The sequence below is a fragment of the Roseateles sp. P5_E11 genome (assembly GCF_054049355.1).
Genome location: NZ_JBFUMO010000001.1, coordinates 23,913 through 49,449 on the forward strand (window position 1 = coordinate 23,913; position 25,537 = coordinate 49,449).

The window sequence follows — 25,537 nt, forward strand, 5'->3', positions numbered from 1 at the left end:
CTAATTCAGGCCGTTGCAGGACTACCTATCTAGGAGGCGGTATGCATACTTGCGATAACAGCCCTGATTGCGCCGCCTTTTCCGACGAGGAATGGGCTCCAGAGTTGCTCAAGGCCGCAAATGCTGCGGCGCCCGACCTTGCGACGGATTGGCGCGCTCGCATTGCGTTGCCACCCCCGCCAGTTTCACGGCGCCATGCTGAATGCGCTTACTTGCGCCTGCTGCGACAAGAACGCCCGGCAAGGGATTCTCAGATTCGAGCGCAGGCCACTGCCGTATGGCGCGACGTTCAACGTGTCTTGGGGCCGCTGGCTAGCCATCCGGAAACTGAGGCAGTCTTGGTCACGTTATGGTGCAACTTGGGAGCTCCGCTCTTCTACTTCAAGCGCAAGTTTGCACGCGGGCGCCCTGCCATTTGCTGCGAGGACCTCAACTGCATGTTCCCGAAAGGTGACGACTTCTATCCGGCTCACCCAGCTTATCCGAGTGGGCATTCGATGCAGGCTCACGCGCTGGCTTATTTCTACGCCCAACTGTTTCCGAGCTTGACGGATCGATTGATGGCGGCCGCCGCAGACATCGCGCGAAATCGTGAAGTGGCGGGATTGCACTATCCGAGTGACAGCCAAGCTGGAAAGCTGCTTGCGAGCCAAGTGGTCGACATGCTGTTTCAGTCGCCCAGTTTTTGTCATGCCGCCAAATTGGCTGCTGCTGAATGGCCGTGAGCGCCTGATCGACAGCCCCTGAGGCCGCTTCGAGTTCAGCACTCGGCGCCTGGACGCGGTCGACGGTGCGGCACCGAGCTGGACCTATGTGGAGCTGCGCTGCTCCGAACCGCGCGAGCTGGGTAACGAGCGCCTGCTGCAGGGCTGCGAGCTGCCCAGTGACTAGGCCCGCCTTGGTGCGGCTGCTGCGAGGACAGGCTCAGGCCGAGGTCGCGCAGCGCCTGAACATTGCGCCCAGCACCGTCGTCGACCACACCCGCAAGCTCTACCAGCGCCCGGACGTGCGCTCGGCGCGCGAGTTTGTGGAGCGGCTCAAGTCCGCGCCGAATCGATCGCCAGCAACCCATCGAAGATCAACCCTTCGATGAGCTCATGAGGCGCGTCAAGCGCCGGGGCCACCTTCCAGCCAGCGCCGCCCGTCATCAGCAGCAGAGGCTCACAACCCTCGCGCTTGGCCAACAGCCGGAACATGCGTTCGATGGCGCCGGTGATGGCGAAGGTGCCGCCCGTCGTCAGCGCGTCGCTGGTGTTGGTCGGGAAGTCGCGCACCTCGCCCGTCGGCACACGCAGGCCGGCGGTGCCGCCTTCCAGCGCGCGCAGCATGATGCCGTGGCCGGGCAGGATGAGGCCGCCCAGGAACTCGCCGTCGGTGGACAGCGCGTCCACCGTCACCGCCGTACCCACCATGACCACCAGCACCGGGCCTTCGAAGCCGCGCTTCTTGGCGTGCGCATGGGCGCCAATGACGGCCACCCAGCGGTCGGCGCCCAGGCGCGTCGGGTGGTCGTAGCCGTTTCTCACACCGGCCGCCTCGGCGGCGGGCACGACCCAGCGGGGCACCAGGTCCCAGTGCTCCATCTGCTCCTCGACACGGCGGCGCACCGCGTCGCCGGCCACGTTGCTGCCCAGAATGCGTGACGGCGGGGCCAGGGCTTGCCAAGCCTCGTCCGCGAGGCGGTCGATGTTCTCCAGGAAAACGGCACCGTGCTGCGTCGGCGGGCTGCCAGGTTCGGCGCCGTCTTCATAGACGGCCCACTTGAGCCGGGTGTTGCCGATGTCGATGGCCAAAAAGCTCATGGTGGGCTGTGCCGTGAACGATGCCGCGAGCCTACCAGCGCATTTGTATCTGCCCGTGCGGGTTTCTGCTTCAATCAGCGGCTATTTCTGATCGCCCTTTCCCACGAGGAGAACCGCCATGCTGCGACGCCTGCGTATCCAAGCCCGCCTCTGGCTGGCCTTCGCCATCATCCTGGCGATGACGGCGCTGCTGGTGGCCGTCGGTGGCTTTGGCCTGAACGAGTCGCAGAAGGCCATCCAGGGCATCACGCAGAAGCTCATCCCGACGTCCAACATCACCGTTGCGGCCCGCGGCCACCTGTTGCAGAGCAAGACGGCCACATCGACGCTGGTGGCCTCCATCTTCAACAAGGAAGGMATGGCGCGGGCCCGCAAGGAGTGGGATGGCGCCCAGGCGGGCCTGGACAAGGCGATGGACGACTTCGGCAAGATGACGACCGAAGACAAGGGTCGCGAGGCGCTGGCGAAGTTCCGTGTGCTGATGGCCGACTACCGCAAGGCCGTCAAGCCGGTGGCCGACAAGATCAGCGCAGATGGTTTCGCTGACGCCCAGTCGGCCTTCGAGGAGATGAAGGCTGCGGACGTCGCCTATGAGCCGGCGCTGTCCATGCTCAACAACATCGAGGCCGACCTGAAGAAGCGGGGCGATGACATCTTTGCGACGGTGGACAAGCTGGTGGGCAACGTCTTCGTCGGCTTCATCGTCGCCTTCGTCGTCTGCGTCATCGTGGGCGGCGCGCTGGCCGTGCTGATCTCGCGCTCCATCATCGGCCCGCTGGTGGCAGCCAAGCGCTTTGCCGAACGCATGGCCGGCGGTGACCTGTCGCGTGCTCCCGAGGCCAGCGGCACGGACGAGTCCGCCGAGATGATGCAGGCCCTGGCCGCCATGCAGAAGTCGCTGTCCGAGATCGTCGGCCAGGTGCGCGAGTCGGCCGAGAGCATCCAGGTCGCCTCCAGCGAGGTGGCCAGCGGCAACATGGACCTGTCGCAGCGCACCGAGCAGACGGCGTCCAACCTTCAGCAGGCCTCCAGCTCGATGACGCAGTTGACCGGTACCGTCAGTCAGAGCGCCGACTCGGCCATGACGGCCAAGCAGCTCGCCGGCGCGGCGGCCGAGACGGCCGGCCGCGGTGGCGAGGTCGTGTCGCGCGTCGTCAGCACCATGGGTGAGATCAACAACGCCAGCCGCAAAATCGCCGACATCATCGGCACCATCGACGGCATTGCCTTCCAGACCAACATCCTGGCGCTGAACGCCGCGGTGGAAGCGGCCCGCGCGGGCGAGCAGGGCCGCGGCTTCGCGGTCGTCGCCGGCGAGGTGCGCTCGCTGGCCCAGCGCTCTGCGGAAGCGGCCCGCGAGATCAAGGCGCTGATCGGCGCCAGCGTCGAGCGCGTCGAAGCCGGCACGCATCTCGTCAACGACGCCGGCACGACCATGACCGACATCGTCGGCTCCGTGCAGCGTGTGACCGACATCATTGGCGAGATCAGCGCCGCCGCCGTCGAGCAGAGCCAGGGGCTGCGCCAGGTCAACGGCACCGTGACGGAGCTGGACCAGATGACGCAGCAGAACGCAGCGCTGGTGGAAGAGTCCGCCGCGGCGGCTCAGTCGCTGAAGGAACAGGCCGTGCGGCTGGCGGGGCTGGTGAGCAGCTTCAAGCTGAGCTGACCGGGACTGCCGGCAAGCGGCCGTCGCTGCTGCCGCGTCGACGGGTGAGCCGATGACGGCAACCTCTACAAGCCTTGCAGTCAGTGCCACCGAAGTGAATTGATGTGCGCGAGGCCGAGAGCCCGAACGAACTCCGCATAGCTCGCCAGGAGTTGTGCGGAGCTTCCTGAAGGGGTTGGGGCGATTAATTTCTGATCAAGTCGCCGTGAACTTGCTTGCGGCTCAATGAACCCGCAGCACCTCAAACCGCTGTCGGATCAGAGCCGCCTGTATCGACACCTCGTCACCCTCACATTTGCCCAGCATGGCCTTGCCCAACGGGGATTCGCTGCTGATGACCTGAATGGTCTGAGCGCCGCTGACCAACTTCATGCTGCCCCCAGCCGGGCCGAGAAAGAGCTGTTGCTGCTTGTCGTCGGCATCGACCAAGCAAACCAGCGCGCCGAGCTGTATGCCTTTGCTGGCGTCGTAGGGGCGCGGGCGGAATAGGCGCCAATTGGCCATCGCCTGGCGGATGGCTTCGGCGCGACGAGCTTGGCCGGTGGCCAGGTAGGCCGCTTCGAGACCCAATGTGTCGTATTTGTTCTCGGCGATATTTTCTTCGTGAGTTGCCGTTTCATGGGCCGCCCGCGCTGCCTGTTCGGCTTGCAGCAGGTCTTCGGCGAGCCGTTCCAACACCTGCTGCTGCAGCAAGAATTTATCCATGATGAAAGGTAGACATCTCGAACAAGCGGGCGCGGATCGTGATTGTGAAGGGCTCCACCAGCTTTCGAGGCTTCTGTTGACTGCAGCCACACTTCGGCCTTGGTCGAATGATGCTGGTCACGGGCCTCTGGCGAGGCCCCGCGGTGCGACCATTGGCCACCCTGCCTCCAGTGACCTGGGGCTGCGATCCAGATCGACGTGCGTAGCTGCACAGACCTTACCCATGCACGCATCGACCCTGACACCGCACGCACCACTCACCACCCCAGGTCCACAGTTGCCGCGGCTCTACACCTTTCGCCGCTGCCCCTACGCCATGCGAGCACGGATGGCGCTGCTGCAGGCCGGGCGGGCCTTCGAGGCGGTGGAGGTCAGCTTGCGCGACAAGCCAGCAGGCTTGCTGGCCCTATCGCCCAAGGCTACGGTGCCAGTGCTGCAGTTGCCCGATGGCAGYGTGATCGAGGAGAGTTGGGACATCATGCGCTGGGCACTGGCTGCGCCCGATGCGCAGGGCTGGTGGGCGCGGGCGCAGTCGCCTGCGAACCTTGACCTGGTACAGCGAAACGACGGCGACTTCAAGCATCACCTGGACCGCTGGAAGTACCCCCAGCGCTACGCGAGTGAGACCCTCACGCCAGACGCACACCGCGACAGGGCGCTAGATGTGCTTCTGCGACCGCTAGAGGCACGGCTGCAAAGCGCGCCCTGCCTGGGCGGCGCCACGCCATGCGCCACCGACTTGGCAGTGTTGCCCTTCGTCCGCCAGTTCGCCTCGGTGGAGCCGGGATGGTTTGCAACGCTGAACCTGCCATCGGTATGTTCCTGGCTGAACGGCTGGCTCGTCAGCCCGCTATTCGTTGCGTGCATGTACAAGTTACCCGCGGAAGGTGCGATTCGCTTTCCGTCGCTCTAACGCTTGCTTGGCCGTCGATCAAGCGATCGGTCGCCGCTCGGCATCGTTGGCCTCATCACAAATCGCGTCGATCTGTTCAAGCCGTGACGCGGCGCCTTCTGCCGTGTTCCCATTCGCCGACGGTGCCCTTACAGCGCCTTGATGACGATACGGTCTCCTGAATAGGTCACGGGAATAGCAGGCGCATCGAAGTCGACGGTGCGGTCGCCGGGCTTGAGGAAGCGGATGTTGAAGGTTCTCTTCGTCACCATGCCCGCATAGCCCCCGGAGCGCGGCCCGATGGTGACTTCGGCGCGCTTGTCGTCATAGACAAACGGGATGCGCGTGTACTGGCCGGCCTGGTACGAGTTTGAGATGCCGTCGTCTTCGTAGAGGCTGTAGCTTCCATCGGCACCGGTATAGACGTGGATGGTCAACGGCGCGTCGGGCTTCTCGTCCACATATTGCGTGGCGGGCCCCATCGGCACGATGGCGCCCGCCTTGACGAAGAGAGGTATCTGGTCCAGCGGGGCGGCCACAGTTCGCGTCTGGCCCCCCTTGACCGTCTCACCCGTCCAGATGTCGTACCAGGTCGACGTGCCAGGGAAGTAGACCGTGCGGGACGTCGCGCCATACCGCGTCACCGGCGCCACCAGCATCGATTTGCCGAACAGGTATTGGTCGGCGATCTTCTTGGCCGTGGCGTCTGCCGGGAAGTCGAGTGCCAGGCCGCGCATGATGGGTGCGCCCTCGTAGTGGCTGTCAGCGGCGGCCGTGTAGATATAGGGCATCAATCGGTAGCGCAGCTCCAGGAACCACACCAAGTTGGCCCGCATGGCGGACCCCTCGGGCGAGATCTCGTGGATCTCGCGCTTCACGCCTTCGCCGTGGCTGCGCATCAAGGGTGACAAGGTGCCGAACTGCCACCAGCGCTGATTCAGCTCCTGCCACTCCTTCAGGTCTTCGGCGGTACGCACGCCGCCTGCCACGCGGTTCTCCTGAAGCCCCGCGACCGACTTGTCCTGGAACCGGGCTTCCTGGGAATAGCCGCCGATGTCGTGCGTCCAGTTGGGCACGCCTGAAAACCCGGTCTGCACTCCTGCCGAGATCTGCTTGTACAGGTTGTCCCAGGTGCCGACGACATCCCCCGACCACACGGCCGCCGCGTTTCGCTGCACGCCCGCGAAGCCGGAGCGGGTCAGGATGAAATGGCGCACGTCCGGGCGGTCCCGCTGCAGGCCGTCGTGAACGGCCTGGGTGCTCATGGTGGAGTAGGCGTTGGTCACCAGCGCACCCGGCCCCATCTGCGTCGGCGTGATCAGTTCGGCGAGTTCTTCCGGGCTGGCGTTGGAGCGCACGTCGGGTTCGGTGTTGTCCATCCACCAGGCATCGAAGCCGAGGTCGACCAGGGGCTTCTTCATCTGGCGGTAGAAGATGTCCCGCGCTTCCTGGTTGTAGGGCGAAAAGTGGCTGTTGAGATGGCCCGCGCCGACCCAATCCTTCATGCCCAGYTCGACATTGCGGCGCCACATATAGCCCTTCGCGTCCAGTTCCTTGTAGTTGGCGGTGTTGGGATAGAACTTGCCCCAGATCGAAATCATGATCCTGGCGTGCTGGCGATGCACTTCATCGACCATGCCCTTGGGATCGGGGAAGCGTGCCGCATCGAAGGCATGGCTGCCCCACTGGTCCTCCGGCCAGTAGAACCAGTCCTGCACGATGTTGTCGATGGGCCAGCGGTTGGCGCGGTAGGTCTTGAGCACGCCGAGCAACTCGGCCTGGGTGCGGTAGCGCTGGCGGGACTGCCAGAAGCCGTAGGCCCATTTCGGCATCATCGGCGGGATGCCGGTGACCTGGTGGTAGCCGCGGATGACGCCCTGGATGGAATCGGCGCCGATGAAGTAGTAGCTCAGGCCGGTGCCGGCTTCGGACGCAAAGCGCAGCGAATGCCTGTCGGCGGCCGGCTCGGGGTCGGAGTGGTGCAGCGAGATGAGACCRCTCGTCGGCCGCCATTCGACATGCAGGCTGACCGGCTTGCCTGGGCTGAACGGCTGCTCGAAATTGTTGTACCAGCCGTTCCAATTCGCGCGCCAGATGCCATGGTCGAAGAGGGTCTTGCCGTCGACCTTCAGCGTCACGTAGTCCGAAGCGAACAGGCGCATCTTGTGCAGCCCCGGCTTGTCGGAAGTGGCCGTGCCCTCCCAGACGACCCTGACCTTCCTGCCGCGGGTGGCGGCCTTGCTCAGCGCGGMGTCCGTGGGCCAGTAGTTGCGGACATCGCTGAGGAACTGATAGYGGATGTCGGGCTCCACGCGGGTCAGGACGAGTTGATCGTCGACGTAGTACTTCGCGGTCAGGCCGCTGGAGCCGTCCAGCGCGGTGAGCTTCAGGTCACGGCTGGCCAGCCCGAAGCGCTGCGGGTTGCCGAAGCGCGTGATGGAGGCGTTGTCCCAGAGCACGCCGTAGTTCCTGTCGGACACGACGAACGGGATGGCGATGTCCATGTTGTGCTGGCGCAGCTCGACATCCTCGCCGTTCAAGTCCATCTGCGCGTTCTGGTGCTGCCCCAGGCCGTAGAACGCCTCGGTCGTGCTCCGGTTGAACTGAGCGGAAGGCGCCACAAACGACCGGCCCTCGACCATGACCGGCTGGAGGTCGGCCCGCTCAGTCGTCAGCACGGCGACACCCTTGGCGTCAAGGAAGGTGACCCGGCCGTCCTTCAGCGACACCTGCGCCGACGCCTTGCCTGCATCGAGCGTCACCGCGTCGGGGCCGGCCTTCACGGTGAAGCGCCCGCTTGGTTTCGCAACGGCCATCAGCGACTCGAGTTGCGGACGCGCCGGATCATCGACGCCGATGACCTGGATGATTGATTCGGTGATGGCGTTGAGGCGAAGCTCCTTCACGCTGCCCATATCGGGCTTCACCACCACGCCCGTGGGCGTTTGCTGGTAGGTGCCGGCGAAGGAAGCCGTCGTCGCCAGCAACGTCGTGGCGAGCACGGAAAGCGAGAGTGATGGCGTCATGTCGTTCAGGCCGCAGCAACCGTCAACGTGGTGGTCTTCAGGTCGACGCTGTTGGGGCCGGCCATGATGGTGAAGCTGCCGGGCTCGACGACGCGCTTCATGTCCATGCCGTAGAACTGGAGTTCTGCTGGCGTGATCGTGAGGGTGACGGTCCGCTTCTCGCCCGGAGCTAGCGTGACCCGCGCGAAGCCCTTGAGTTCCTTGACGGGCCGGGTCACTGAAGAAATGTCGTCGCGGATGTACAGCTGCACCACCTCGTCGCCCGCGCGCTTGCCGGTATTGGTGACGTCCACCGAGACCGTCACGCTGTCCGCCGACCCGATGGTTGCCTTGGACAGGCGCGGCTCCGACAGGGTGAACGTCGTGTAGCTGAGACCGAAACCGAAGGGATAGAGCGGTGTGTTATCAGCGCCGAGGTAGCCGCGGCTGGCCGTTGGCTTGGCGTTGTAGTACACGGGCAGTTGCCCCACGTTGCGGGGGAAGCTGATCGGCAGCTTGCCGCCCGGGTTGGCGCGGCCGAACAGGATGTCGGCCACCGCGTGGCCGGTTTCCTGGCCGAGGTACCAGCCTTCGATGATGGCGCTGGCCTTGGCCTGCAGCAGGTTGATCGCCAGCGGTTTGCCGTTGAGGAGGAAGACGACCGTCGGCTTGTTCAACGCGAAGATGGCGGCCGCCAGGTCGTTCTGCTGGCCGATCAGTTCCAGCGAGTCGCGGTCGCCCAGATGGGTGTCCGACCACGCCTCGCGGGTGGTCTGTTCGTTGTCGCCCAGCACCATCACGATCGTGTCTGCCGCCTTGGCCGCCTCGACGGCCTCCGCGATCAGGCGGGCATTGACCGCCGGGGCGATGAAACGCACTTCGTCTTCCGTCCACTCGCGCTTCTCGGTCAAGCGCACGGCTTCCCGGTACTCGAAGGCGAAGCCCTGCGACTTCGCTTCGCTGGCCAGTGCGTCGTGGATGGACACCACATGGCGGGGAATGTCGGAGTAGCCGCCGATGGGCGTGTCCTTGGCATGCGTGCCCAGCAGCAGCAGCTTGCCGACCTCTTTGCCGTCGAGCGGCAGCACCCCGTCGTTCTTCAGCAGCACGACCGACCGCACCGCCGCTTCGCGCGCCAGGGCCACCGCGTCCGGTGTGGCGGTCAGGCCGTCCGCCTTGCCGGCGTCGACGTAGGGGTCTTCGAACAGTCCGGCGAGGAACTTCAGCTCCAGGATGCGACGCACGACCACGTCGATCTCGGCCTCCTTGATGCGGCCGGTCTTCACAAGGCCGACAAGTTGGGGGAAGCCACCCTCGTCCGGCGTTTCTATGTCGACTCCGGCGGTGAAGGCGCGATAAGCCGCCTCCTTCATGTCAGGCACCAGCCGGTGGCGCGACACCAGATCCCCGATCGCGAAGTAGTCCGAGACCGTCAGGCCCTTGAAGCCCCATTCGCCGCGMAGGATGGTCTTCAGCAGCCACGGGCTGGCATGTGAAGGGATGCCGTCGATCTCGTTGTACGACGGCATGACGGCCGCGATGGGCGTCTCGCGGATGATCTTCTCGAACGGCGGGAAGAAGACTTCGCGCAGCACCCGCTCGGAGATCTGCGCCGGCGCGGTGTTGATGCCGCGCTCGGGCTGGCCATGGCCGGTCATGTGCTTGAGCGTCGCCATCACCTTGGCCGGCGCCAGCTTGCGCTCTGTGCCGGAGAAGCCAATGACGGCCGCCTTGCCCAGCACGCCCGTCAGGTAGGGGTCTTCGCCCAAGGTTTCCTCGACACGCCCCCAGCGCGGATCGCGGCAGACATCGACGACCGGCGCCAAGGCGAGGTTGGCACCCCGCGCCCGCATCTCCCGCGCGCAGACCGAATAGATCCGCTCGATCAGCGCCGGGTCGAAGGAGGACGCCAGGCCGATCGCCTGCGGGAAGCAGGTCGCGTCGCGCGCAGCGTAGCCATGCAGGCTTTCCTCGTGCATGAACAGCGGAATGCCCAGCCGCGTGCGTTGCACGGCCCAGGCCTGGGCGGCATTGACATAGGCCGCCGTCTCGGCCGCCGTGCGGTTGGCCATATTGGCATCTGCGCCGGCGTTGGTGTTGTCCACGCCCTTGCGGTCACTCGGGCGGGCCAGCATGCCCAAGCCGTGCGGCAGCGCCTGCGCGGCCTGCGCCGCGTCGAAGTCGCCGCGTTCGTTCTGCACGCGGTTCTTGCCGATCCAGATGCACATGGTCTGGGCCACCTTCTCCTCCAGCGTCATGCGGGAAAGCAGGTCCTTGACGCGCACCGCCACGCCTGCGGACGCCTGCTTGTAGAGCGGCTGATCGGACTGAGCCGCCACCGCATGGCCTGCCGTGGCAAGCCCGACGGCACCGACACCTTGGACAAAATTGCGACGTGTCACACCGGCAGTACTCATGGGTCTCCTTCGTAGGCGGTTCAGTCTGGGCGCGCACCCTAACGCATGGCGGCGCATGGCGGCAGGCACTGGCGGGAAAGGGGGCTCACCCGCGCGGGGCAGAGTATTGCAACCCGCCAGTCGGCGCGCGATGCCTAAGCACGCTTGCGGCCGCAGTGTCACATCCACGTCTTGGACGGCTGCGCCGCCCGCTAACCGCGAACGTTGAATGCCAGCTTTACGGCCCTCAACGGGCCTGGTGCGAACTCCGGTTCGGGTCGGTTCCGCCAGCTCGTCGACCACGATAGCTGTCGTTGACCCACCCGGCGCCCCGGGTCACGGTCGTCTCAAGCGCGAGCGTCGGTGAATGGCCGGTCCCGGTGGTCCGGCAGTCGCTCAGTCGGCAACCCGTTCAATGACCGTTGCCGCCGACAGCGACCATCAGGTCGCGAAATCTGGGTGGCAGCGTTCAGCCTGGAGCTGCTCTCGCCGCGGTCGGGATCAGTGCCGAGCGGGCTCCTCAGCCGACCTTGCGTTGGCCATGCTGCACCGCATCGAGCGCCGCATGCGCAGCCACCTCGCCGATCACCAATAAAGCCGGGCTCTTCAACCCCTCGCGCTCGATGCAGTCGGGCAGCTCGGCCAGCGTCGTCACCGCGTGGCGCTGTTGTGCCGTGTGCGCCGCGCTGACGATGGCGGCCGGCAGATCCGGGCGCAGACCGGCACCCAGCAACTTGGCCGTGATGTCGGCCGCGCGGGCCACACCCATATAGATGACCAGGGTCAGGCCCGTGCGGGCCAGGGCTGCCCAGTCGGGCTCGGCACGTCCTTCGCCGGGGTGGCCGGTGACGAGGATGACGCCGGGCGAGGCGCGACGGTCCGTCACCGGGATGCCGACGGCGGCGGGGCCGGCGATACCGCTGGTCAGGCCGCTGACCACTTCGACGTCGAGGCCGGCCTCGCGCAGCGCGTCGACCTCCTCGCCGCCACGACCGAAGACGAAGGGGTCACCGCCCTTGAGGCGCACGACGCGGTGGCCGGCGCGGGCCTCGCGAATCATCAGCGCGTGGATGAAGTGCTGGTCGGTACTGATGCAGCCGCCGCGCTTGCCGACGCGTAGCAGTCGGCCCTTCACAAGGGCCAGCACGCGTGGGTCGATGAGGTCGTCGGCGAGGACGACATCGGCCGCCTCGATACGTTTCAAGGCGCGGACGGTCAGCAGTTCCGGGTCGCCAGGGCCGGCGCCGACAAGGGAGACGGTGTGGTTCATGCCGGAACTTCCTCAGGCGTTGTGTTGACGAGGCGGCGCAGCGCCGGCAGGCAGGAGCCGCACTGGGTGCCGCAGCGCTTTTCGCCCTGCAGCTGCGACAGGCGCTCGGCCGGGCTGCCGCTGCAGCGGGTCAGGGTCAGGCGGATGACGTCCTCGCGCACGTCAAAGCAGTTGCAGACCTGCGGGCTGGCGGCCACGGTGTTGGTGGGCGGCGTGCCGGGCGACAGAAGCCAGCGGCCAACCGTCGATGCCGCAGTGCGCTCGCGCCAGAGGTCGACCAGCCAGGCGCCTTCGTCGTGCTGGCCAACACGCAGCAGGGCCTGCAACGGCGCGGCCTGCAGATCGTCGCCGTCCAGGTTCAGCAGGCGCAGGCGGCCGCGCTGGGCATCGGCATAGCGCAGCACGGCGGGGCTGTTCAGGCCCAGCACGGCGGCGAGTTCATCGACTAGCTCGGGCGCCGGCGCTTCGGCGCAGGCGGCTTCGAAGGCCCAGCCCACTTGTTCACCCTTCGCCGGTTCGGGCAGGCAGTGTGCGTAGCCGAAGCGGGGCATCAGCGCGCGCAGCTGCTCGCGCAGGCGAGGGCCGTCTGCGGGTGCGACCCAGGCGCAGGCGCTGAGGCGCCAGGGCAGGTCGGCCGGCTCGATGGCGACGGCACTGAACTTCAGCTCGGGCTGCTTGGAGTCGGGGCAGAAGGCGCCCTGCGTCACGGCGTTGACACCGAGCTGGGCGCCGATGAACTCGTCGCCCCAGTGCATGGCGACGTCGGCGCCGGCCAGGGGCACGTTCTCATCGAGCTTGAGTTGCAGCACGACTTCGCCGCGGCGCGAGCGCACGTGCACGAGTTCGCCGTCGGCCAGCTTGCGGCGCGCGGCGTCGCTGGGGTGGATGCGCACCAGCGGTTTGCCTTCGTGGGCAAACAGGCGCGGCACGCTGCCGCTGCGGCTCATGCCGTGCCACTGGTCGCGCATGCGGCCGGTCGTCAGCGCGAAGGGGTGCTTGGGGCTGGCGGTTTCGGCAGTGGCTTGATACGGCTTGGTGATGAAGCGGGCGCGGCCGTCGGCGGTGGCGAAGCGGCCATCGGTGTAGAGCCGTGCCGTCGGGCCGGTGACGAAGGGCCACTGCTGCGGGCCTTCGGTGTCCAGCGTGACCCAGGACAGGCCGGTGATGTCGAGGTCGCGGCCGCGCGTGGCCTCGCGGTGTTCCAGCCAGAGGTCTTCCGGCGTCGTGGCCGTCAGGCGAGGCTGCCGGCCCAGGCCGGCGTCGATCAGCCCGGCGATGTCGCTCACGATGCGCCAGTCGGCACGGGACTCGCCGGCCGCCGGCACGGCCGGGCGCACGCGGCTGATGCGACGCTCGCTGTTGGTGACCGTGCCTTCCTTCTCTCCCCAGGTGGAGGCCGGCAGCAGATAGTCGGCGTAGCGCGCCGTGGCCGTGTGGGCGAAGGCTTCCTGCAGGATGACCAGCTCGCAGCGCTCCAGTGCCTGGCGCACGGTGGCCTGGTCGGGCATGGACTGGGCGGGGTTGGTGCAGGCAATCCACAGCGCCTTGATCTCGCCGCGGGCTGCGGCCTCGAACATTTCCACGGCCGTGTGGCCGCGCTTGCCGGGCAGGTCAGGCACACCCCACAGCGAGGCGATCTCGGCCCAGTCCTCGGCCTTGCCCGGGTCGCGGTGGCCCGGCAGCAGCGTGGCCATGCCACCGCTCTCACGGCCGCCCATGGCGTTGGGTTGGCCGGTCAGCGAGAAGGGGCCGGCGCCGGGCTTGCCGATCTGGCCGGTGGCCAGGTGCAGGTTGATCAGGGCCGTGTTCTTGGCGGTGCCGCTGCTGCTCTGATTGAGGCCCTGGCAGTAGAGGCTGAGCGAACTCGGCGAGGTCGCGAACCACTCGGCGGCCTGCCAGATATCGGCCTCCTTGACGCCGCAGACCTGGGCCGCGCGGGAAGGCGCCCAGTCGCGCACCAGTTCCTTCAGCGCGTCGAAGCCTTCGGTGGATTGGGCGATGAAGTCACCCGCCGTCCAGCCCTGCCAGATGACGGCATGCAGCAGGCCGTGGCACAGCGCCACGTCGGTGCCGGGGCGGATCTGCAGGTACAGGTCGGCGAGCTCGGCCGTCTCGGTGCGGCGCGGGTCGATGACGATCAGCTTGTGTGCGGGCTTGTTGGCGCGCGCTGCTTCGAGGCGGCGGAACAGGATGGGGTGGGCCCAGGCCGGGTTGGCGCCGCTGATCAGCACGCAATCGGCCAGCTCGATGTCCTCGTAGCTGCAGGGCGGCGCGTCGGCGCCCAGGGCCTGCTTGTAGCCGACCACGGCCGAACTCATGCACAGCCGCGAGTTGGAGTCGATGTGCGGCGTGCCAATGACGGCGCGGGCCAGCTTGTTGAAGGCGTGATAGTCCTCGGTCAGCAGCTGGCCGGAGATGTAGACGCCGATGGACTCCGGACCATGCTCGGCGCGGATGGCCAGCAGCTTGTCGGCAATCTCGCGGTTGGCCTGATCCCAGCTGATGATCGCGGGCTGGGCCCCACGCTCGGCGCGACGGGCGGGCTCGCGCAGGCGCTGGTGCTGGATGACGACCGGCGTGGCCGTCAGGTGCAGGTTGGTGCCCTTGGTGCACAGCCGGCCGAAGTTGGCCGGGTGGTCGGGGTCACCGCGCACGCCGGTGATTTGGGTGTCGTCATGCTCGATCACGACACCACAGCCGACGCCGCAGTAAGGGCACGTGGATTTGGTTTCGCGCATGGTCATACCCGCCCTCGGCTGTGGAGCCCCTCGCTTGGCGAGGGGATGAGAGGGGAGTGCGCCGTGTCACCGCAATGCGGATCGCGCTTCCGCGCGTATCCGCAGCCGACGCCACAGTAGGGGCAGGTGGACTTTGTCTCGCTCATGTTCTTCTAGCCAGGCAGGTCTTCGCCGCTCAAGCCACCGCAATCGAAATCTTCGGGCCTGCGACAGGGGCAGGAAGGTCCAAGGCCAGCGTGGCCAGTTCCGTCTGCAGCAGGAAGACTTCACCGCCCTCCAGCTTCACGCGGAAGCTCGGCGTGCAGCCCTCATCGGGTTCGCGGGCCGTGCCGTCATTCAGGCCGATCGTCCAGTTGTGCAGCGGGCAGGCCACGCTCTTGCCGAAGACGATGCCCTGGCTCAAGGGGCCGCCCTTGTGGGGGCAGCGGTCCAGCAGCGCGAAGACCTCGTCGTCGGCGTTGCGGAACAGCGCCACGTCGATGCCGGCGGTGCGCTGCACACGGCGCGAGCCCAGCACGGGGATGTCCTGCAGGGCGCAGATGCGGGTCCAGTCGTCCATAGCGTCTACCTCAGTTGTCCAATCCGAACCTGACGGGCCGAGCGACGGGCCGCTCCCTAGCCGGCCCGCGCTGGCGATGTGCTTGCCGGTCGATCCGGCAAGCATCGCCGTCCCCGCGGGGGCTGAGGCCGGACACAAGGCGCCCAGTGGGCGGCTTGTGCCTGCCGAAGGGCTGCGGCGCGAGCAGCAGCGCGGTCTGCAAGACCGACTGGACTCGCTCGCGTTCAGCGACGCGAGGCTGGGCGAGGGGCAGATTCATGCCAGTTGGCGGGCAAACTGCCCGGTCACGGTTTCCATCACGGCGAGCAGGTTCTCGCTCGCCACGAAGACGTTGCTGGCCGTTTCCGGCCCCTGGCTTTCGCCGGCCAGTGCCGACTGCAGGAAGACCCATTGGTTGCGTGCAAGGTCCAGGTTGTCGCGGATGGCGGGCGTTCCTTCAGGGGCCGAAGCCAGCACGCGCATGGCGGTCTCGAACTCGGCGCGAGCCTTGATTGTTTCCTTGCTCACGACGTCGGATCGAGCGCCCTGCTGGCCGGCCATGAAGAACAGGGCCAGTCGCTGCGACAGCATGCGCTGCCGGCCCGACATGTTGACCAGCATCGCGGTCGCCGTGGTGGAGCGCTGCTGCAGTTGGCCGGTGGCGACATGGGCCAGGCTGAGCATCTCACCCGAGGTTTGCAGCAGCTCGTCGACGCGCTCGCGGCTGGGCTTGCTCTGCAGCAAGGCGCGGTAGTCGCCAAAGCGGTGCTGCATGGCCTTGTAGCTGCCGGCGATCTCGGGCGTGGGCGCAAAGGCGAGGAGCTCGCCGAGCTGGCGTTCGAAGCGAGCCTCGCTGGCCTCCAGCACCTGGCGCGCACGCGGCGCCAGCTCGGGACGCAGCTGGCCAAGCCAGGCCTTGCCCATGCGCTGGCTGAGCATGCGCTGGGCGCCGGCCTTGTCGATGGCTTCGCCGAGCTGGCTGATGCGGTTCTGAGCCAGGGCAGGCCCGGAGGCCAGGCTCGCGAGAAGAATGACGCGGCGGTTCAGCATCAGACGGCCACCTTGTCGAACTGGCGCAGGTCCACGTGGGCCTTGTCGAAGTCGAACCAGGGGTCGGGCTCACCGTCCAGGCTGAACTGCAACTGCGCCCACAGCGCCTTGCGGTTGTCGGCGTCCTCGAGGACCTTCTTCTTGACGTGGTCCAGGCCGACCCGGGCGACGTAATGCACTGTGCGCTCGAGATACCAGCCCTCCAGCCGGTAGAGCTGCAGGAAGGCGCCGCTGTACTCCAGCACCTCTTCGGGCGTCTTCAGCTTGCAGAAGAACTCGGCCACCTCGGTCTTGATGCCGCCGTTGCCGGCAACGTAGATTTCCCAACCCGAGTCGACGCCGATGACGCCGACGTCCTTGATGCCGGCCTCCGCGCAGTTGCGCGGGCAGCCCGACACGGCGATCTTGACCTTGTGCGGCGCGTACATGCGCCACAGCGCCCGCTCCAGGTCTTTGCCCATCTGCGTCGAGTCCTGCGTGCCGAAGCGGCACCATTCGCTGCCCACGCAGGTCTTCACCGTGCGCAGCGCCTTGGCATAGGCATGGCCCGAGGGCATGCCGATGTCCTTCCAGACGTTGACGAGGTCTTCCTTCTTCACGCCCAGCAGGTCGATGCGCTGGCCGCCGGTGACCTTGACGGTCGGGATCTGGTACTTGTCCACCGCGTCGGCAATGCGGCGCAGCTCCGAGCTCGTCGTCTCGCCGCCCCACATGCGCGGGATGACCGAGTAGCGGCCGTCCTTCTGGATGTTGGCGTGCGAACGCTCGTTGATGTAGCGGCTCTGCGGATCGTCGACGGCCTCCTTGGGCCAGGTCGAGATCAGGTAGTAGTTGACGGCCGGGCGACAGGTGGCGCAGCCATTGGGCGTCTTCCAGTCCAGCGCGCGGAACACCTCGGCCGAGGTCAGCAAGTGCGCCAGGCGAATCGTGTCGCGGGCGTCCTGGTGGCTGGCGTCGGTGCAGGCGCAGATGGCTTTTTTCTTGGGCGTGGCCGAGTAGTCGCCRCCGGCCGTGAACATGATGAGCTGTTCGACCAGGCCGGTGCAGGAGCCGCACGACGCGGAGGCCTTGGTGTGCTTGCGCACCTCGTCCAGCGTGAACAGGCCCTTGTCGCGGATGGCCTTGCAGATGGTGCCCTTGGCGACGCCGTTGCAGCCACAGACCTCGTCCGTGTCGGCCATCGCGGCCGCGCGGCTGACGCCCTGGTGGCCGACGTCGCCGATGTTGGCCCCCGCCTCGCCGAACATCAGCTTGTCGCGGATGTCGCCGATCTTGCGGCCCTCACGCAGCAGCTTGAAGTACCAGCCGCCGTCCACCGTGTCGCCGTACAGGCAGGCGCCGACGAGCTGGTCGTTCTGGATGACGAGCTTCTTGTAGACGCCGGCGAAGGGGTCGCTCATGACGATCTCCTCCGTGCCCGCCCCGCCGGTGAAGTTGCCGGCGCTGAAGAGGTCGATGCCCGTCACCTTGAGCTTGGTGCTGACCGACGAGCCGAGGTAGCGGCCGATGCCGAACTGGGCCAGGTGGGTGGCGCAGACCTTGCCCTGCTCGAACAGTGGCGCCACCAGACCGTAGGCGATGCCGCGGTGGGCCGCGCATTCGCCGACCGAGTAGACGCGCGGGTCGGTAACGGTCTGCATCGTGTCGGTGACGACGATGCCGCGGCTGCAATGCAAGCCTGCTTTCTCGGCCAACGCRGTGTTGGGGCGAATGCCGGCGGCCATGACGACGAGGTCGGCCGGTACGTCGATGACCTGACCGTCCTTGCCCTTGAGCTTGATGGCCTGGACCCGGCCCGAGGGGCCGGCCACCAGTTCCTGCGTCTGCGCGCCCAGCATGAAGGTCAGGCCGCGGTCGACCAGCGACTTGCGCAGCAGGTCGCCGGCGACGCCGTCGAGCTGGCGCTCCATCAGCGTGTCGACCAGGTGCACGACCGTGACCTGCATGCCGCGCAGCATCAGCCCGTTGGCGGCTTCCAGGCCGAGCAGGCCACCGCCGATGACGACGGCATGCTTGTATTTCGTCGCCGCGTCGATCATGGCGTTGGTGTCGGCAATGTCGCGGTAGGCGATGACGCCATCCAGATCCTTGCCAGGCACCGGCAGCACGAAGGGATTCGAGCCGGTGGCGATCAGCAGGCGGTCGTATTCCGCCGTCGTGCCGTCGGCCGCGATGACGCGGCGGCGCACGCGATCGATCTCGGTGACCGTCTTGCCCAGGTGCAGCGTGATGCCGTTCTCCTCATACCAGGAGAGCGGGTTCAGGATGATCTCTTCGATCGTCTGCTCGCCGGCCAGCACAGGGCTGAGCAGGATGCGGTTGTAGTTGGGGTGCGGCTCGGCACCGAATACGGTGATGTCGTAGAGATCCGGCGTGATCTTCAGCAGCTCCTCCAGCGTGCGCACGCCGGCCATGCCGTTGCCCACCATCACGAGCTTCATCTTCTTCATGCCGGACTCCATACAACAAAGCTGGTCTGCCCTTTGCTTTGCAAGGCATGTGCCAGCGATGAAGCTGGCCTTCAGACCTGCCGCAGCGTGAGAAATCAACCTCAAACGCCCAGCGACGCCCCACGCCGAAGCGTTTGCTAGCCCRGTGCGGGTGCACTCATCCCTGAAACTGCACCAAGATGAAGCCCCTCGTCCAAGGCCTTGCCTTGGTCGGTCCCCCCGAGGGGACGGCGATGCTTGCCGGCTCGACCGGCAAGCACATCGCCAGACGGGCCGGCTTGGGAGCGGCCCGGCGCTCGGCCCGCAATACCAACCGCTCACCTGACAACGACTCACGCGCATGCGCTTCGAACTCGATACCGGCCTGTCCAGCCTGCAGGGCAAGCGTCCTCGCAACGAGGACTTCGCCGGCGTGCAGGCGCCGGCTGCGCACGAGGCCGAGCGCGGCTGGGTCGCCGCCCTGGCTGATGGCGTCAGCGGGGGTGAGCATTCCAACGGCGATGGCCTGATGGCTGCCCAGACCTCGGTCATGAGCCTGCTGCGCGACTTCCACGGCGTGCCCGCCGACTGGGACACGAGCGTGGCGCTGGACCGCCTGCTCAGCCACCAGAACGCTTGGCTCGCCTCGCACAACCGCCGCCCCGGGCCGGACGGTCAGCCGCGCGAGGCGCTGACGACGCTGACGGCCATCGCACTGCGCGGTCGCCGCTACGCGTTGGCCCATGTGGGTGACAGCCGCGCCTGGCTGCTGCGCGACGGCCAATGCCTGCTGCTGACCCAGGACCACCGCATGGAGCGCCGTGACTTCGCCGGCCTCACGCGCGCCCTGGGCCTGGACGATGCGCTGCGCCTGGACCACAGCGCCGGCGAGCTCAAGGTGGGGGACCGCCTGCTGCTGACCAGCGATGGCGTGCACGGCTCCCTGCGCAGCCGCCAGATCGCCGACCTGTTGCGCACCACGCCCGGCGCACAGGCGGCGGCCGATGCGCTGACCGCTGCGGCACTGGCGGCTGGCAGCCACGACAACGCGACCGCCCTCGTCCTCGACGTCAAGGACCTGGCCGACCCGGGCCTGAACGACCTCGCGGCATTGGGCCGAACCTTGCCCAGCCCCGGGCCGCTCGGTGTCGGCGCGACGCTGGACGGCTACCAGGTCACCGCCGTCGTCGCCGACAACGGCGTGCACCGCCTTTTGCAGGCGCGCGAGCTTGCCACCGGGCGCCTCGTGGCCCTGAAGATGCTGCGCCCCGGCCGCGCCGACGATCCTGAAGAGCGCGCCATGCTGGCCCACGAGATCTGGCTGGGCCTGCGCCTGGCCGAGGCGCCCCGGCACCGTCKGCGTGGGGGTGAGAGCGGTTTTGTGCGCGTTCATGCGCCGGCCGATGGTGCCACCCACTTCTACGCCGTGTTCGACTGGCATGGCGGCCACACGCTGGAGCAACTGCTCGCCAAAGGCCCGCTGGATACGGTCCAGGCTCTGGGCCTGGCCAGCGCCGTCGCGCGCTCATTGAGCCTGCTGCATGCCGCCGGCGTCGTGCACCGCGACATCAAGCCGGCCAATCTGCATCTGGGTGAAGATGGCCAGTGGCGCGTGCTGGACCTGGGCGTCGCCCTGAGCCCACGCGCGCCCGCGGCCTCGCACGAGCTGCATGCCGGCACGCCCAGCTATATCAACCCCGAGCAATGGCAGGATCCGCCGACCCCGGCCGACGCGGGTTCTGACTTGTTTGCGCTGGGCGTGACCCTCTACCAGGCGCTGACGGGCCGCCTGCCCTATGGCGAGATCGAACCCTATCAACTGGCCCGCTATCGTCGCGAGCCGGCCAGCGTCAGCCGGCTGCAGCCCAGCGTGCCCATGCCGCTGGACCGTCTCGTCATGCGCGCCGTCGCTCGCGAGGCCAAGGCGCGTTTCGAGACGGCCGACGAGTTGCTGCTGGCGCTCGAGCGGCTGGCCGCGCGCGACCAGCCCGCCTCCGCGCGCCCGCCCAAGGCCGCGCGCGAGGCGGTGAGCGTCTGGCAGGTCGGCCTGGGCCTGTCCGTGCTGCTCAACCTGCTGCTGATTGCCTGGCTGGCCTTCCTGCCGCGCTAGGGCCTGTTAACGCTACGGCAACGCGACCCCTTGCCGTAGCGTTAACAGGCCCTATTCAGAGCCCGAGGCGGTCGCGGTTGATGCCCTTGACCTCGACATCAAACGTGCAGGAGCCGCTGGCCTGGCCGGTCGTGAACTCGACAGTGCCTGCCGCATGGCCGACCGTGTCTTTCATCTCGAAGCGCGTGAAGTGGAATTTGCCGGCCGTCACGCGCTGGCTCTTGCCTTGCACGCGGATGACCGAGCGCCACAGCGACTCCATGGACAGCGTGTAGTCGCCTGGGCCCGTGATGTCGACGGTCTTCAGCTCGACGTTGCTGGTCGGGGCTTCGCCGCCGTCCAGCGTCATCAGCCGAAAGCGCGACAGCCTGCCCGTCGCGCCCGCCTTGCCGCTGGGCGAGTAGTTGAAGTCGGCGTAGCTGTCGGAGACGCGGATGTCGGCGCCGGCAATCTTGCAGCTGGTGGCGGCCTGGGCGCCGGCGGCCAGACCGACGAGGGTGAGGGCGATGAGGGTCTTCATGCGCCCAGTGTGCCGAGCGTTGCGCGTCGGGCTGTCCCTCGCGCGAGGGGCAGCCGCGACTCAGATGCGTTGGTAATGCACCGGATCGGCGTCCTGGCCGGCCGTGGCGGCTTGGCGTGCGCGGCCACCTTTCTCGGCCCAGGTGCGCGTCCAGCGGATCTGCATGACGCGCATGACGCCCAGCATCAAAACAGCCAACACCGCGAAGACGACAAAACCCCACATATAAGTGCCCGCATGCTGCTTGGACATGCCCATCAGATTGGGCACYAGGCCGCCGCCCAGGGCGCCGATCTCGCCGATCATCGAGCCGGCCACGGCCGTGGCCGCGGGCCAGCGCAGCGGCACCAACTGGAAGAGGGCGCCATTGCCCGCGCCCAGGGCCGCGAAGCAGACGATGAGCAGCAGCGTCGTCAGCACGAGGGACCCGCTGCTCATGCCGATCAGGGCCAGCGTGATCGCGACGACGACCAGCACGAAGGTCAGCATGTTGACGCCGCCCCAGCGGTCCGACAGCCAGCCGCCCACCACGCGCACCGCCGCGCCCATGAAGGCCGCCAGCATGGTCAGCTGGCCGGCCTGCACCTTGGAGACGCCGAACTGGTCGTAGTAGTAGGTGGGCAGGAAGGTGGTGAGGCCGATGAAGCCGCCGAAGGTCACGCCGTAGATCAGGCTGAAGGCCCAGCCATCCTTCTCGAACAGGCAGGCGACGTGCTCGCGCAGCGAGGCATGCGCGTCGACATCGGGCGGCTCCTTGGCGAAGACGATCATGACCAGCATTGGCACYAGGATGGCGGCCGCCGCGAAGGCATAGACCGTCTGCCAGCCATAGGCCTGGGCCAGCGGCGGCGCGACGAGCACCGACACCGCCGTGCCGACATTGCCCGCGCCCACCAGGCCCATGGCCAGGCCCTTGTACTGCGGCGGGAACCAGCCCGAGCCCAGGCTCAGCGCCACGCCGAAGCTGGCGCCGGCAATGCCCAGCAGCACGCCCATGGCCAGCAGGTCGTCATAGCTCTTCACCATGAAGAAGCCATACAGCATGGCCACGGCGATCATGCCCATCTCGACCAGCGTCGCGTTCTTGCGGCCGATGTATTGCGACAGCAGACCGAGCGGGAAGCGCATCAGCGCGCCGGCCATGATCGGGATCGACAGCATCAGCCCCTTCTGGGCCGGTGTCAGGTGATAGGTCTCGCTGATGAAGGGCGCCAGCGCGCCATTGAGCACCCAGATGCAGCAGGAGAACGCGAAGTAAAGGAAGGCGGCGAACAGCGTGGGGCTGTGGCCGGCTCGTTTGAAGTTCTGGAATGCGGACATCTTGGGCTCTATCGTGCTGGCTGCACGCGCCCACGCCAACCCACCGGTCGCGTGCCAGGGCGGCAAGGACGTGCAGCGGGAGGGTTTCCGCACCATTGCGGGAACCACGGCCGATACTTGCAAGCCTCATGCCCACCCGCCGGCAACGTCGCTGGCCTGTTTCTTGCGCCGTTTTGGGGCGTGAAGCCTGAAGCCATGCCTGATACCGCCGCTCCTACCTCGCTGCCCCTGCTGCCCTCGCTGATCTGCAGCCCTGAAMCGCCGCCCCAGGTGGCCGCTTTGCAGGCCCTGGGCTGGTCTGTGTGCACCGTTTCGGAGCTTGCGCCGCCCGCCGACGGTCCGGCCGTCGGGCTGCTCTGGTGCCCGGACCGCACCGCCTTGGCGCAGCTTCTGCACTCGGAGCGGGCTTTCGGCTTGCCCGTGGTGCTGCTGTCGCCGCCGCCTCAGGGGCCCGAGCGGCAGGCTGCGCTGGCCCGCGGTGCCGTGCAATGGCTGCCGGCCGATGTGGATGCCAGCGTGCTGGGCGAGGCCTTGCTGTGGGCGCGTGATCTGACTGCCCAGCAGCAGGCCCGCGAGCTCGCCGCCCAGGCCAAGCTGGACGAGCGCAAGTGGACAGAACGTGCCAAGGGCCTGTTGATGCAGGCCCGCGGCATCGACGAGGCGGCCGCCTTCGCGCTGTTGCGCAATACCGCGATGCAGACCCAGTCCAAGTTGCCCGAGGTGGCGCGTGGTGTCGTGCACACGAGCGAGCTGGCCGAAGCGCTGGAGCGCGCCGGCGCCCAGCGCATGCTGAGCCAGCGCCTCGTCAAGCTGCAGGCCCTGCGCCAGTGGCCGCGCCTCACGCCGCCCGAGCGCCGCGAGGCCCAGGCCCTGCTGGACGCGTCGGCCGAACGCGTGGCGGCCAATCTCGCCCGGCTGGCCGAGCTGCTGCGCCACGATCTGGCCGAGGAGTTGTCTGCCGTATCGGCCGCCTGGGCTCAGCTGGACGCCGCGCTGGCCAACCGCCAGCCCGACCTCGGCCGCAGCGACCGGGCAGCCCAGCGCCTGCTGGAAAGCAGCGAGACGCTGGTCGCCCGCCTGTCCGAACGCGCCGGCCAGCGCCCGGTCGGCCTGTTGGCTCAGGTCACGCGGCTGCGCTTGTTGAGCCAGCGCCTGGCCAAGGAGGGCCTGCTCGCCCAGGTCATGCCAGGCCACGACGCCAGCGGCCTCGCCGCGGGGCTCGATGAATTCATCAAGGCCTATGACGGCGTGCGCGCCGCGCCACTCGCAGGCCCGACGCTGCAACCAGCCTTCAAGGACGTGGACGAGGCCTGGCTGCTGCTGCTGCGTGGCCTGCGCGTCGAGCAGGGCGACGCGGTGCAGCGCATGCACCAAGGCAGCGAGAGGCTGCTGCAGGCGCTGGAGGCGTTGATTCAGGCGTTGCAGGGGTCGTTGCAGTTGATCTTGGGGTGAGGTGGGGTTTTGGATTGGATGCTTTTGCCCGGCGTGCGTTTGCTCGCTGCATTGCCGGGAGTCCGTCCCGGCGGCCGGGTAACTTTCTTCTGCGGCGCCAGAAGAAAGTCACCAAAGAAGAGGCGCTGAACCGCACACGATCGCGACGCCGCCAAGAGCGGCGCGCGAAAACGCCCGATGACATTGCRCCCAGACGCGACCCGCTGAGCTCTCGCTGCTGTCCCTATGACGAGCACCAAGCATCGCCTCTTCAAGCCGCTTAACGCCGGCTGCACGCCGGGCTCATCAGGAAATGCAGCGTCGCCCGAGCGACGCTGCATTCGGACTTCTCGTGAGCACGGCGTGCAGCCGCGCGTCGGACGGCCGATCGGTGCGATAAGACGGACTGGTGATAAGTCAGACGCGAGAGCGCAGCGGCTCGCTTCGGGGTGCGGCACGATTCGAGCAACGCGAGCGCCTGATCCCGCTCGAGTGCGGATTGCATTGAGCGCTCCTCTTTTGGTGACTTTTCTCTGGCGCGTCAGAGAAAAGTTACCCGCCCTCGCGGGGCGGATTCCCGCGGCAATGCACCGGGTCGGAAGGCTCCTCGCAAAAGCAACCTCCGTATTTCGACCCCGACACAATCTGCCGATCCGCCCGATACATCGCGGCGATGCAATGCCTTCATCCGACACAGAAGGAGCTGCGATGCACCACGACCACGATCACGACGCCAAGCATGACCACGACCTGGGCCTGGCCCACGACCTGAGCCGCCTGCACCAGCAGGCCTTCGAGCGGCGGACCGCGCTGCGCTGGCTGCTCGGCGCGGGCGCCGTGTCGCTCAGCGGCGCCGGCGCGATGGCGTTGACCGGCTGCGGCGGTGGCGGCAGCAGCGCGACGAGCGACTCATCGTCCTCTTCTTCATCGGGCTCCTCCGGCGGCAGTTCCGGCACAACGACCAGCAGCTGCTCCGTCATTCCCAGCGAGACCGAAGGCCCCTACCCGGGCGACGGTTCCAACACCGCCAACGGCAGCGTCGCCAACGCGCTGGCCCTGTCGGGCATCGTGCGCAGCGACATCCGCGCCAGCATCGCCGGCGCCAGCGGCATCGCCACGGGCGTGCCGCTTCAGGTCATCATCGAGCTTGTGAACACCAATGCCTCCTGCGCCGACCTGTCTGGCTATGCCGTCTACCTCTGGCATTGCGATGCGCTGGGTCGCTATTCGATGTACTCCAGCGGCGTGACGGGCGAGAACTACCTTCGCGGCGTGCAGGCCACCGCCACTGACGGCACGGCCACCTTCCAGACCATCTACCCGGGCTGCTACTCGGGCCGCGTGCCCCACATCCACTTCGAGGTCTACCGCAGCACGACGACGGCGACCAACTGGAACAACAAGCTGCGCACCTCGCAGCTGTGCTTCCCGTCGGACTCGAACACCGCCGTCTACGCCACCAGCGGCTATGGCAACAGCGCGGCCAACAACAATGCCATCAGCCTGTCCAGCGACGGCATCTTCAGCGACGGTTATTCGACGCAGCTCGCGACGATGACGGGCTCGGTCAGTGCCGGTTATGTGGCCCGTTTGAAAGTAGGTATTGCCGCATGAGTGGAATCGAGCGCCGGGCCGCCCCTCGCCGAGCCGCATCCCCTCGAG

The 25,537-nt window shown here is 67.3% G+C and carries 18 protein-coding genes; 6 read left to right on the forward strand and 12 right to left on the reverse strand.

The features are described from left to right. The first annotated feature begins 41 nt into the window (after positions 1 to 41). Positions 42 to 725 carry a phosphatase PAP2 family protein gene (locus tag ACXJKR_RS00115; protein ID WP_457319707.1) on the forward strand — a complete coding sequence of 228 codons (684 nt, stop codon included), beginning with the start codon at positions 42 to 44 and terminating at the stop codon, positions 723 to 725. Positions 726 to 1,037: 312 nt separating this feature from the next. Here the strand turns inward: ACXJKR_RS00115 and ACXJKR_RS00120 are convergent, their stop codons facing one another. Beyond that, positions 1,038 to 1,802 (reverse strand): type III pantothenate kinase, encoded by a 765-nt coding sequence (locus tag ACXJKR_RS00120; protein WP_457319709.1) that lies wholly within the window; start codon positions 1,800 to 1,802, stop codon positions 1,038 to 1,040. A gap of 118 nt (positions 1,803 to 1,920) precedes the next feature. On the opposite strand from ACXJKR_RS00120, the gene ACXJKR_RS00125 reads away from it, so the two are divergent. After that, complete coding sequence (locus ACXJKR_RS00125) at positions 1,921 to 3,471, forward strand: methyl-accepting chemotaxis protein (RefSeq protein WP_457319711.1); 1,551 nt, start codon at positions 1,921 to 1,923, stop codon at positions 3,469 to 3,471. A gap of 222 nt (positions 3,472 to 3,693) precedes the next feature. Here the strand turns inward: ACXJKR_RS00125 and ACXJKR_RS00130 are convergent, their stop codons facing one another. Continuing rightward, on the reverse strand, positions 3,694 to 4,176 hold the full coding sequence (locus tag ACXJKR_RS00130; protein ID WP_457319712.1) for a GreA/GreB family elongation factor: 483 nt from the start codon (positions 4,174 to 4,176) through the stop codon (positions 3,694 to 3,696). A gap of 223 nt (positions 4,177 to 4,399) precedes the next feature. On the opposite strand from ACXJKR_RS00130, the gene ACXJKR_RS00135 reads away from it, so the two are divergent. Next, on the forward strand, positions 4,400 to 5,089 hold the full coding sequence (locus ACXJKR_RS00135) for a glutathione S-transferase (RefSeq protein WP_457319714.1): 690 nt from the start codon (positions 4,400 to 4,402) through the stop codon (positions 5,087 to 5,089). A 128-nt stretch (positions 5,090 to 5,217) separates the two neighbouring features. Here the strand turns inward: ACXJKR_RS00135 and ACXJKR_RS00140 are convergent, their stop codons facing one another. The 8 genes from ACXJKR_RS00140 to nirB form a co-directional block, all read right to left on the reverse strand. Beyond that, positions 5,218 to 8,094, reverse strand: coding sequence for a TIM-barrel domain-containing protein (locus ACXJKR_RS00140; protein WP_457319716.1), 2,877 nt, complete (start codon positions 8,092 to 8,094; stop codon positions 5,218 to 5,220). A 5-nt stretch (positions 8,095 to 8,099) separates the two neighbouring features. Then, positions 8,100 to 10,490 carry a glycoside hydrolase family 3 N-terminal domain-containing protein gene (locus ACXJKR_RS00145; protein ID WP_457319718.1) on the reverse strand — a complete coding sequence of 797 codons (2,391 nt, stop codon included), beginning with the start codon at positions 10,488 to 10,490 and terminating at the stop codon, positions 8,100 to 8,102. Positions 10,491 to 10,989: 499 nt separating this feature from the next. Beyond that, positions 10,990 to 11,739, reverse strand: coding sequence for a uroporphyrinogen-III C-methyltransferase (gene cobA, locus ACXJKR_RS00150; protein ID WP_457319719.1), 750 nt, complete (start codon positions 11,737 to 11,739; stop codon positions 10,990 to 10,992). Beyond that, the gene (locus ACXJKR_RS00155) at positions 11,736 to 14,477 is read right to left on the reverse strand and encodes a nitrate reductase (RefSeq protein WP_457319721.1); all 2,742 of its coding nucleotides are present in this window, start codon (positions 14,475 to 14,477) and stop codon (positions 11,736 to 11,738) included. Before ACXJKR_RS00155 ends, cobA begins: the two co-directional genes overlap by 4 nt. Positions 14,478 to 14,479: 2 nt before the next feature. Further along, positions 14,480 to 14,623: a hypothetical protein gene (locus ACXJKR_RS00160; protein ID WP_457319723.1), complete on the reverse strand. Its 144-nt coding sequence runs from the start codon at positions 14,621 to 14,623 to the stop codon at positions 14,480 to 14,482. A gap of 29 nt (positions 14,624 to 14,652) precedes the next feature. Continuing rightward, positions 14,653 to 15,036 carry a nitrite reductase small subunit NirD gene (gene nirD, locus ACXJKR_RS00165; RefSeq protein WP_056204572.1) on the reverse strand — a complete coding sequence of 128 codons (384 nt, stop codon included), beginning with the start codon at positions 15,034 to 15,036 and terminating at the stop codon, positions 14,653 to 14,655. A gap of 255 nt (positions 15,037 to 15,291) precedes the next feature. Further along, a complete protein-coding gene (locus tag ACXJKR_RS00170; RefSeq protein ID WP_457319725.1) occupies positions 15,292 to 16,065 on the reverse strand; it encodes a type IV pili methyl-accepting chemotaxis transducer N-terminal domain-containing protein in 774 nt (257 codons plus the stop codon). Beyond that, entirely contained in the window at positions 16,065 to 18,515 is a 2,451-nt protein-coding gene (nirB, locus tag ACXJKR_RS00175; RefSeq protein ID WP_457319727.1) for a nitrite reductase large subunit NirB, read from the reverse strand. Before nirB ends, ACXJKR_RS00170 begins: the two co-directional genes overlap by 1 nt. A gap of 340 nt (positions 18,516 to 18,855) precedes the next feature. On the opposite strand from nirB, the gene ACXJKR_RS00180 reads away from it, so the two are divergent. Continuing rightward, positions 18,856 to 20,604 carry a bifunctional protein-serine/threonine kinase/phosphatase gene (locus ACXJKR_RS00180; RefSeq protein ID WP_457319728.1) on the forward strand — a complete coding sequence of 583 codons (1,749 nt, stop codon included), beginning with the start codon at positions 18,856 to 18,858 and terminating at the stop codon, positions 20,602 to 20,604. Positions 20,605 to 20,659: 55 nt separating this feature from the next. On the opposite strand, the gene ACXJKR_RS00185 is transcribed toward ACXJKR_RS00180, so the two are convergent. Together ACXJKR_RS00185 and ACXJKR_RS00190 are read right to left on the reverse strand one after the other, a co-directional pair. Then, complete coding sequence (locus tag ACXJKR_RS00185; protein WP_457319730.1) at positions 20,660 to 21,124, reverse strand: hypothetical protein; 465 nt, start codon at positions 21,122 to 21,124, stop codon at positions 20,660 to 20,662. Between the two features lie 60 nt (positions 21,125 to 21,184). Continuing rightward, positions 21,185 to 22,444 carry an MFS transporter gene (locus ACXJKR_RS00190; protein ID WP_056204558.1) on the reverse strand — a complete coding sequence of 420 codons (1,260 nt, stop codon included), beginning with the start codon at positions 22,442 to 22,444 and terminating at the stop codon, positions 21,185 to 21,187. Positions 22,445 to 22,639: 195 nt separating this feature from the next. Here ACXJKR_RS00190 and ACXJKR_RS00195 point away from each other — a divergent pair, with 195 nt between their 5' ends. Further along, positions 22,640 to 23,896 (forward strand): ANTAR domain-containing response regulator, encoded by a 1,257-nt coding sequence (locus ACXJKR_RS00195; protein WP_457319733.1) that lies wholly within the window; start codon positions 22,640 to 22,642, stop codon positions 23,894 to 23,896. Positions 23,897 to 24,583: 687 nt separating this feature from the next. Then, complete coding sequence (locus ACXJKR_RS00200) at positions 24,584 to 25,489, forward strand: intradiol ring-cleavage dioxygenase (protein WP_457319735.1); 906 nt, start codon at positions 24,584 to 24,586, stop codon at positions 25,487 to 25,489. The last annotated feature ends 48 nt before the right edge of the window (positions 25,490 to 25,537 follow it).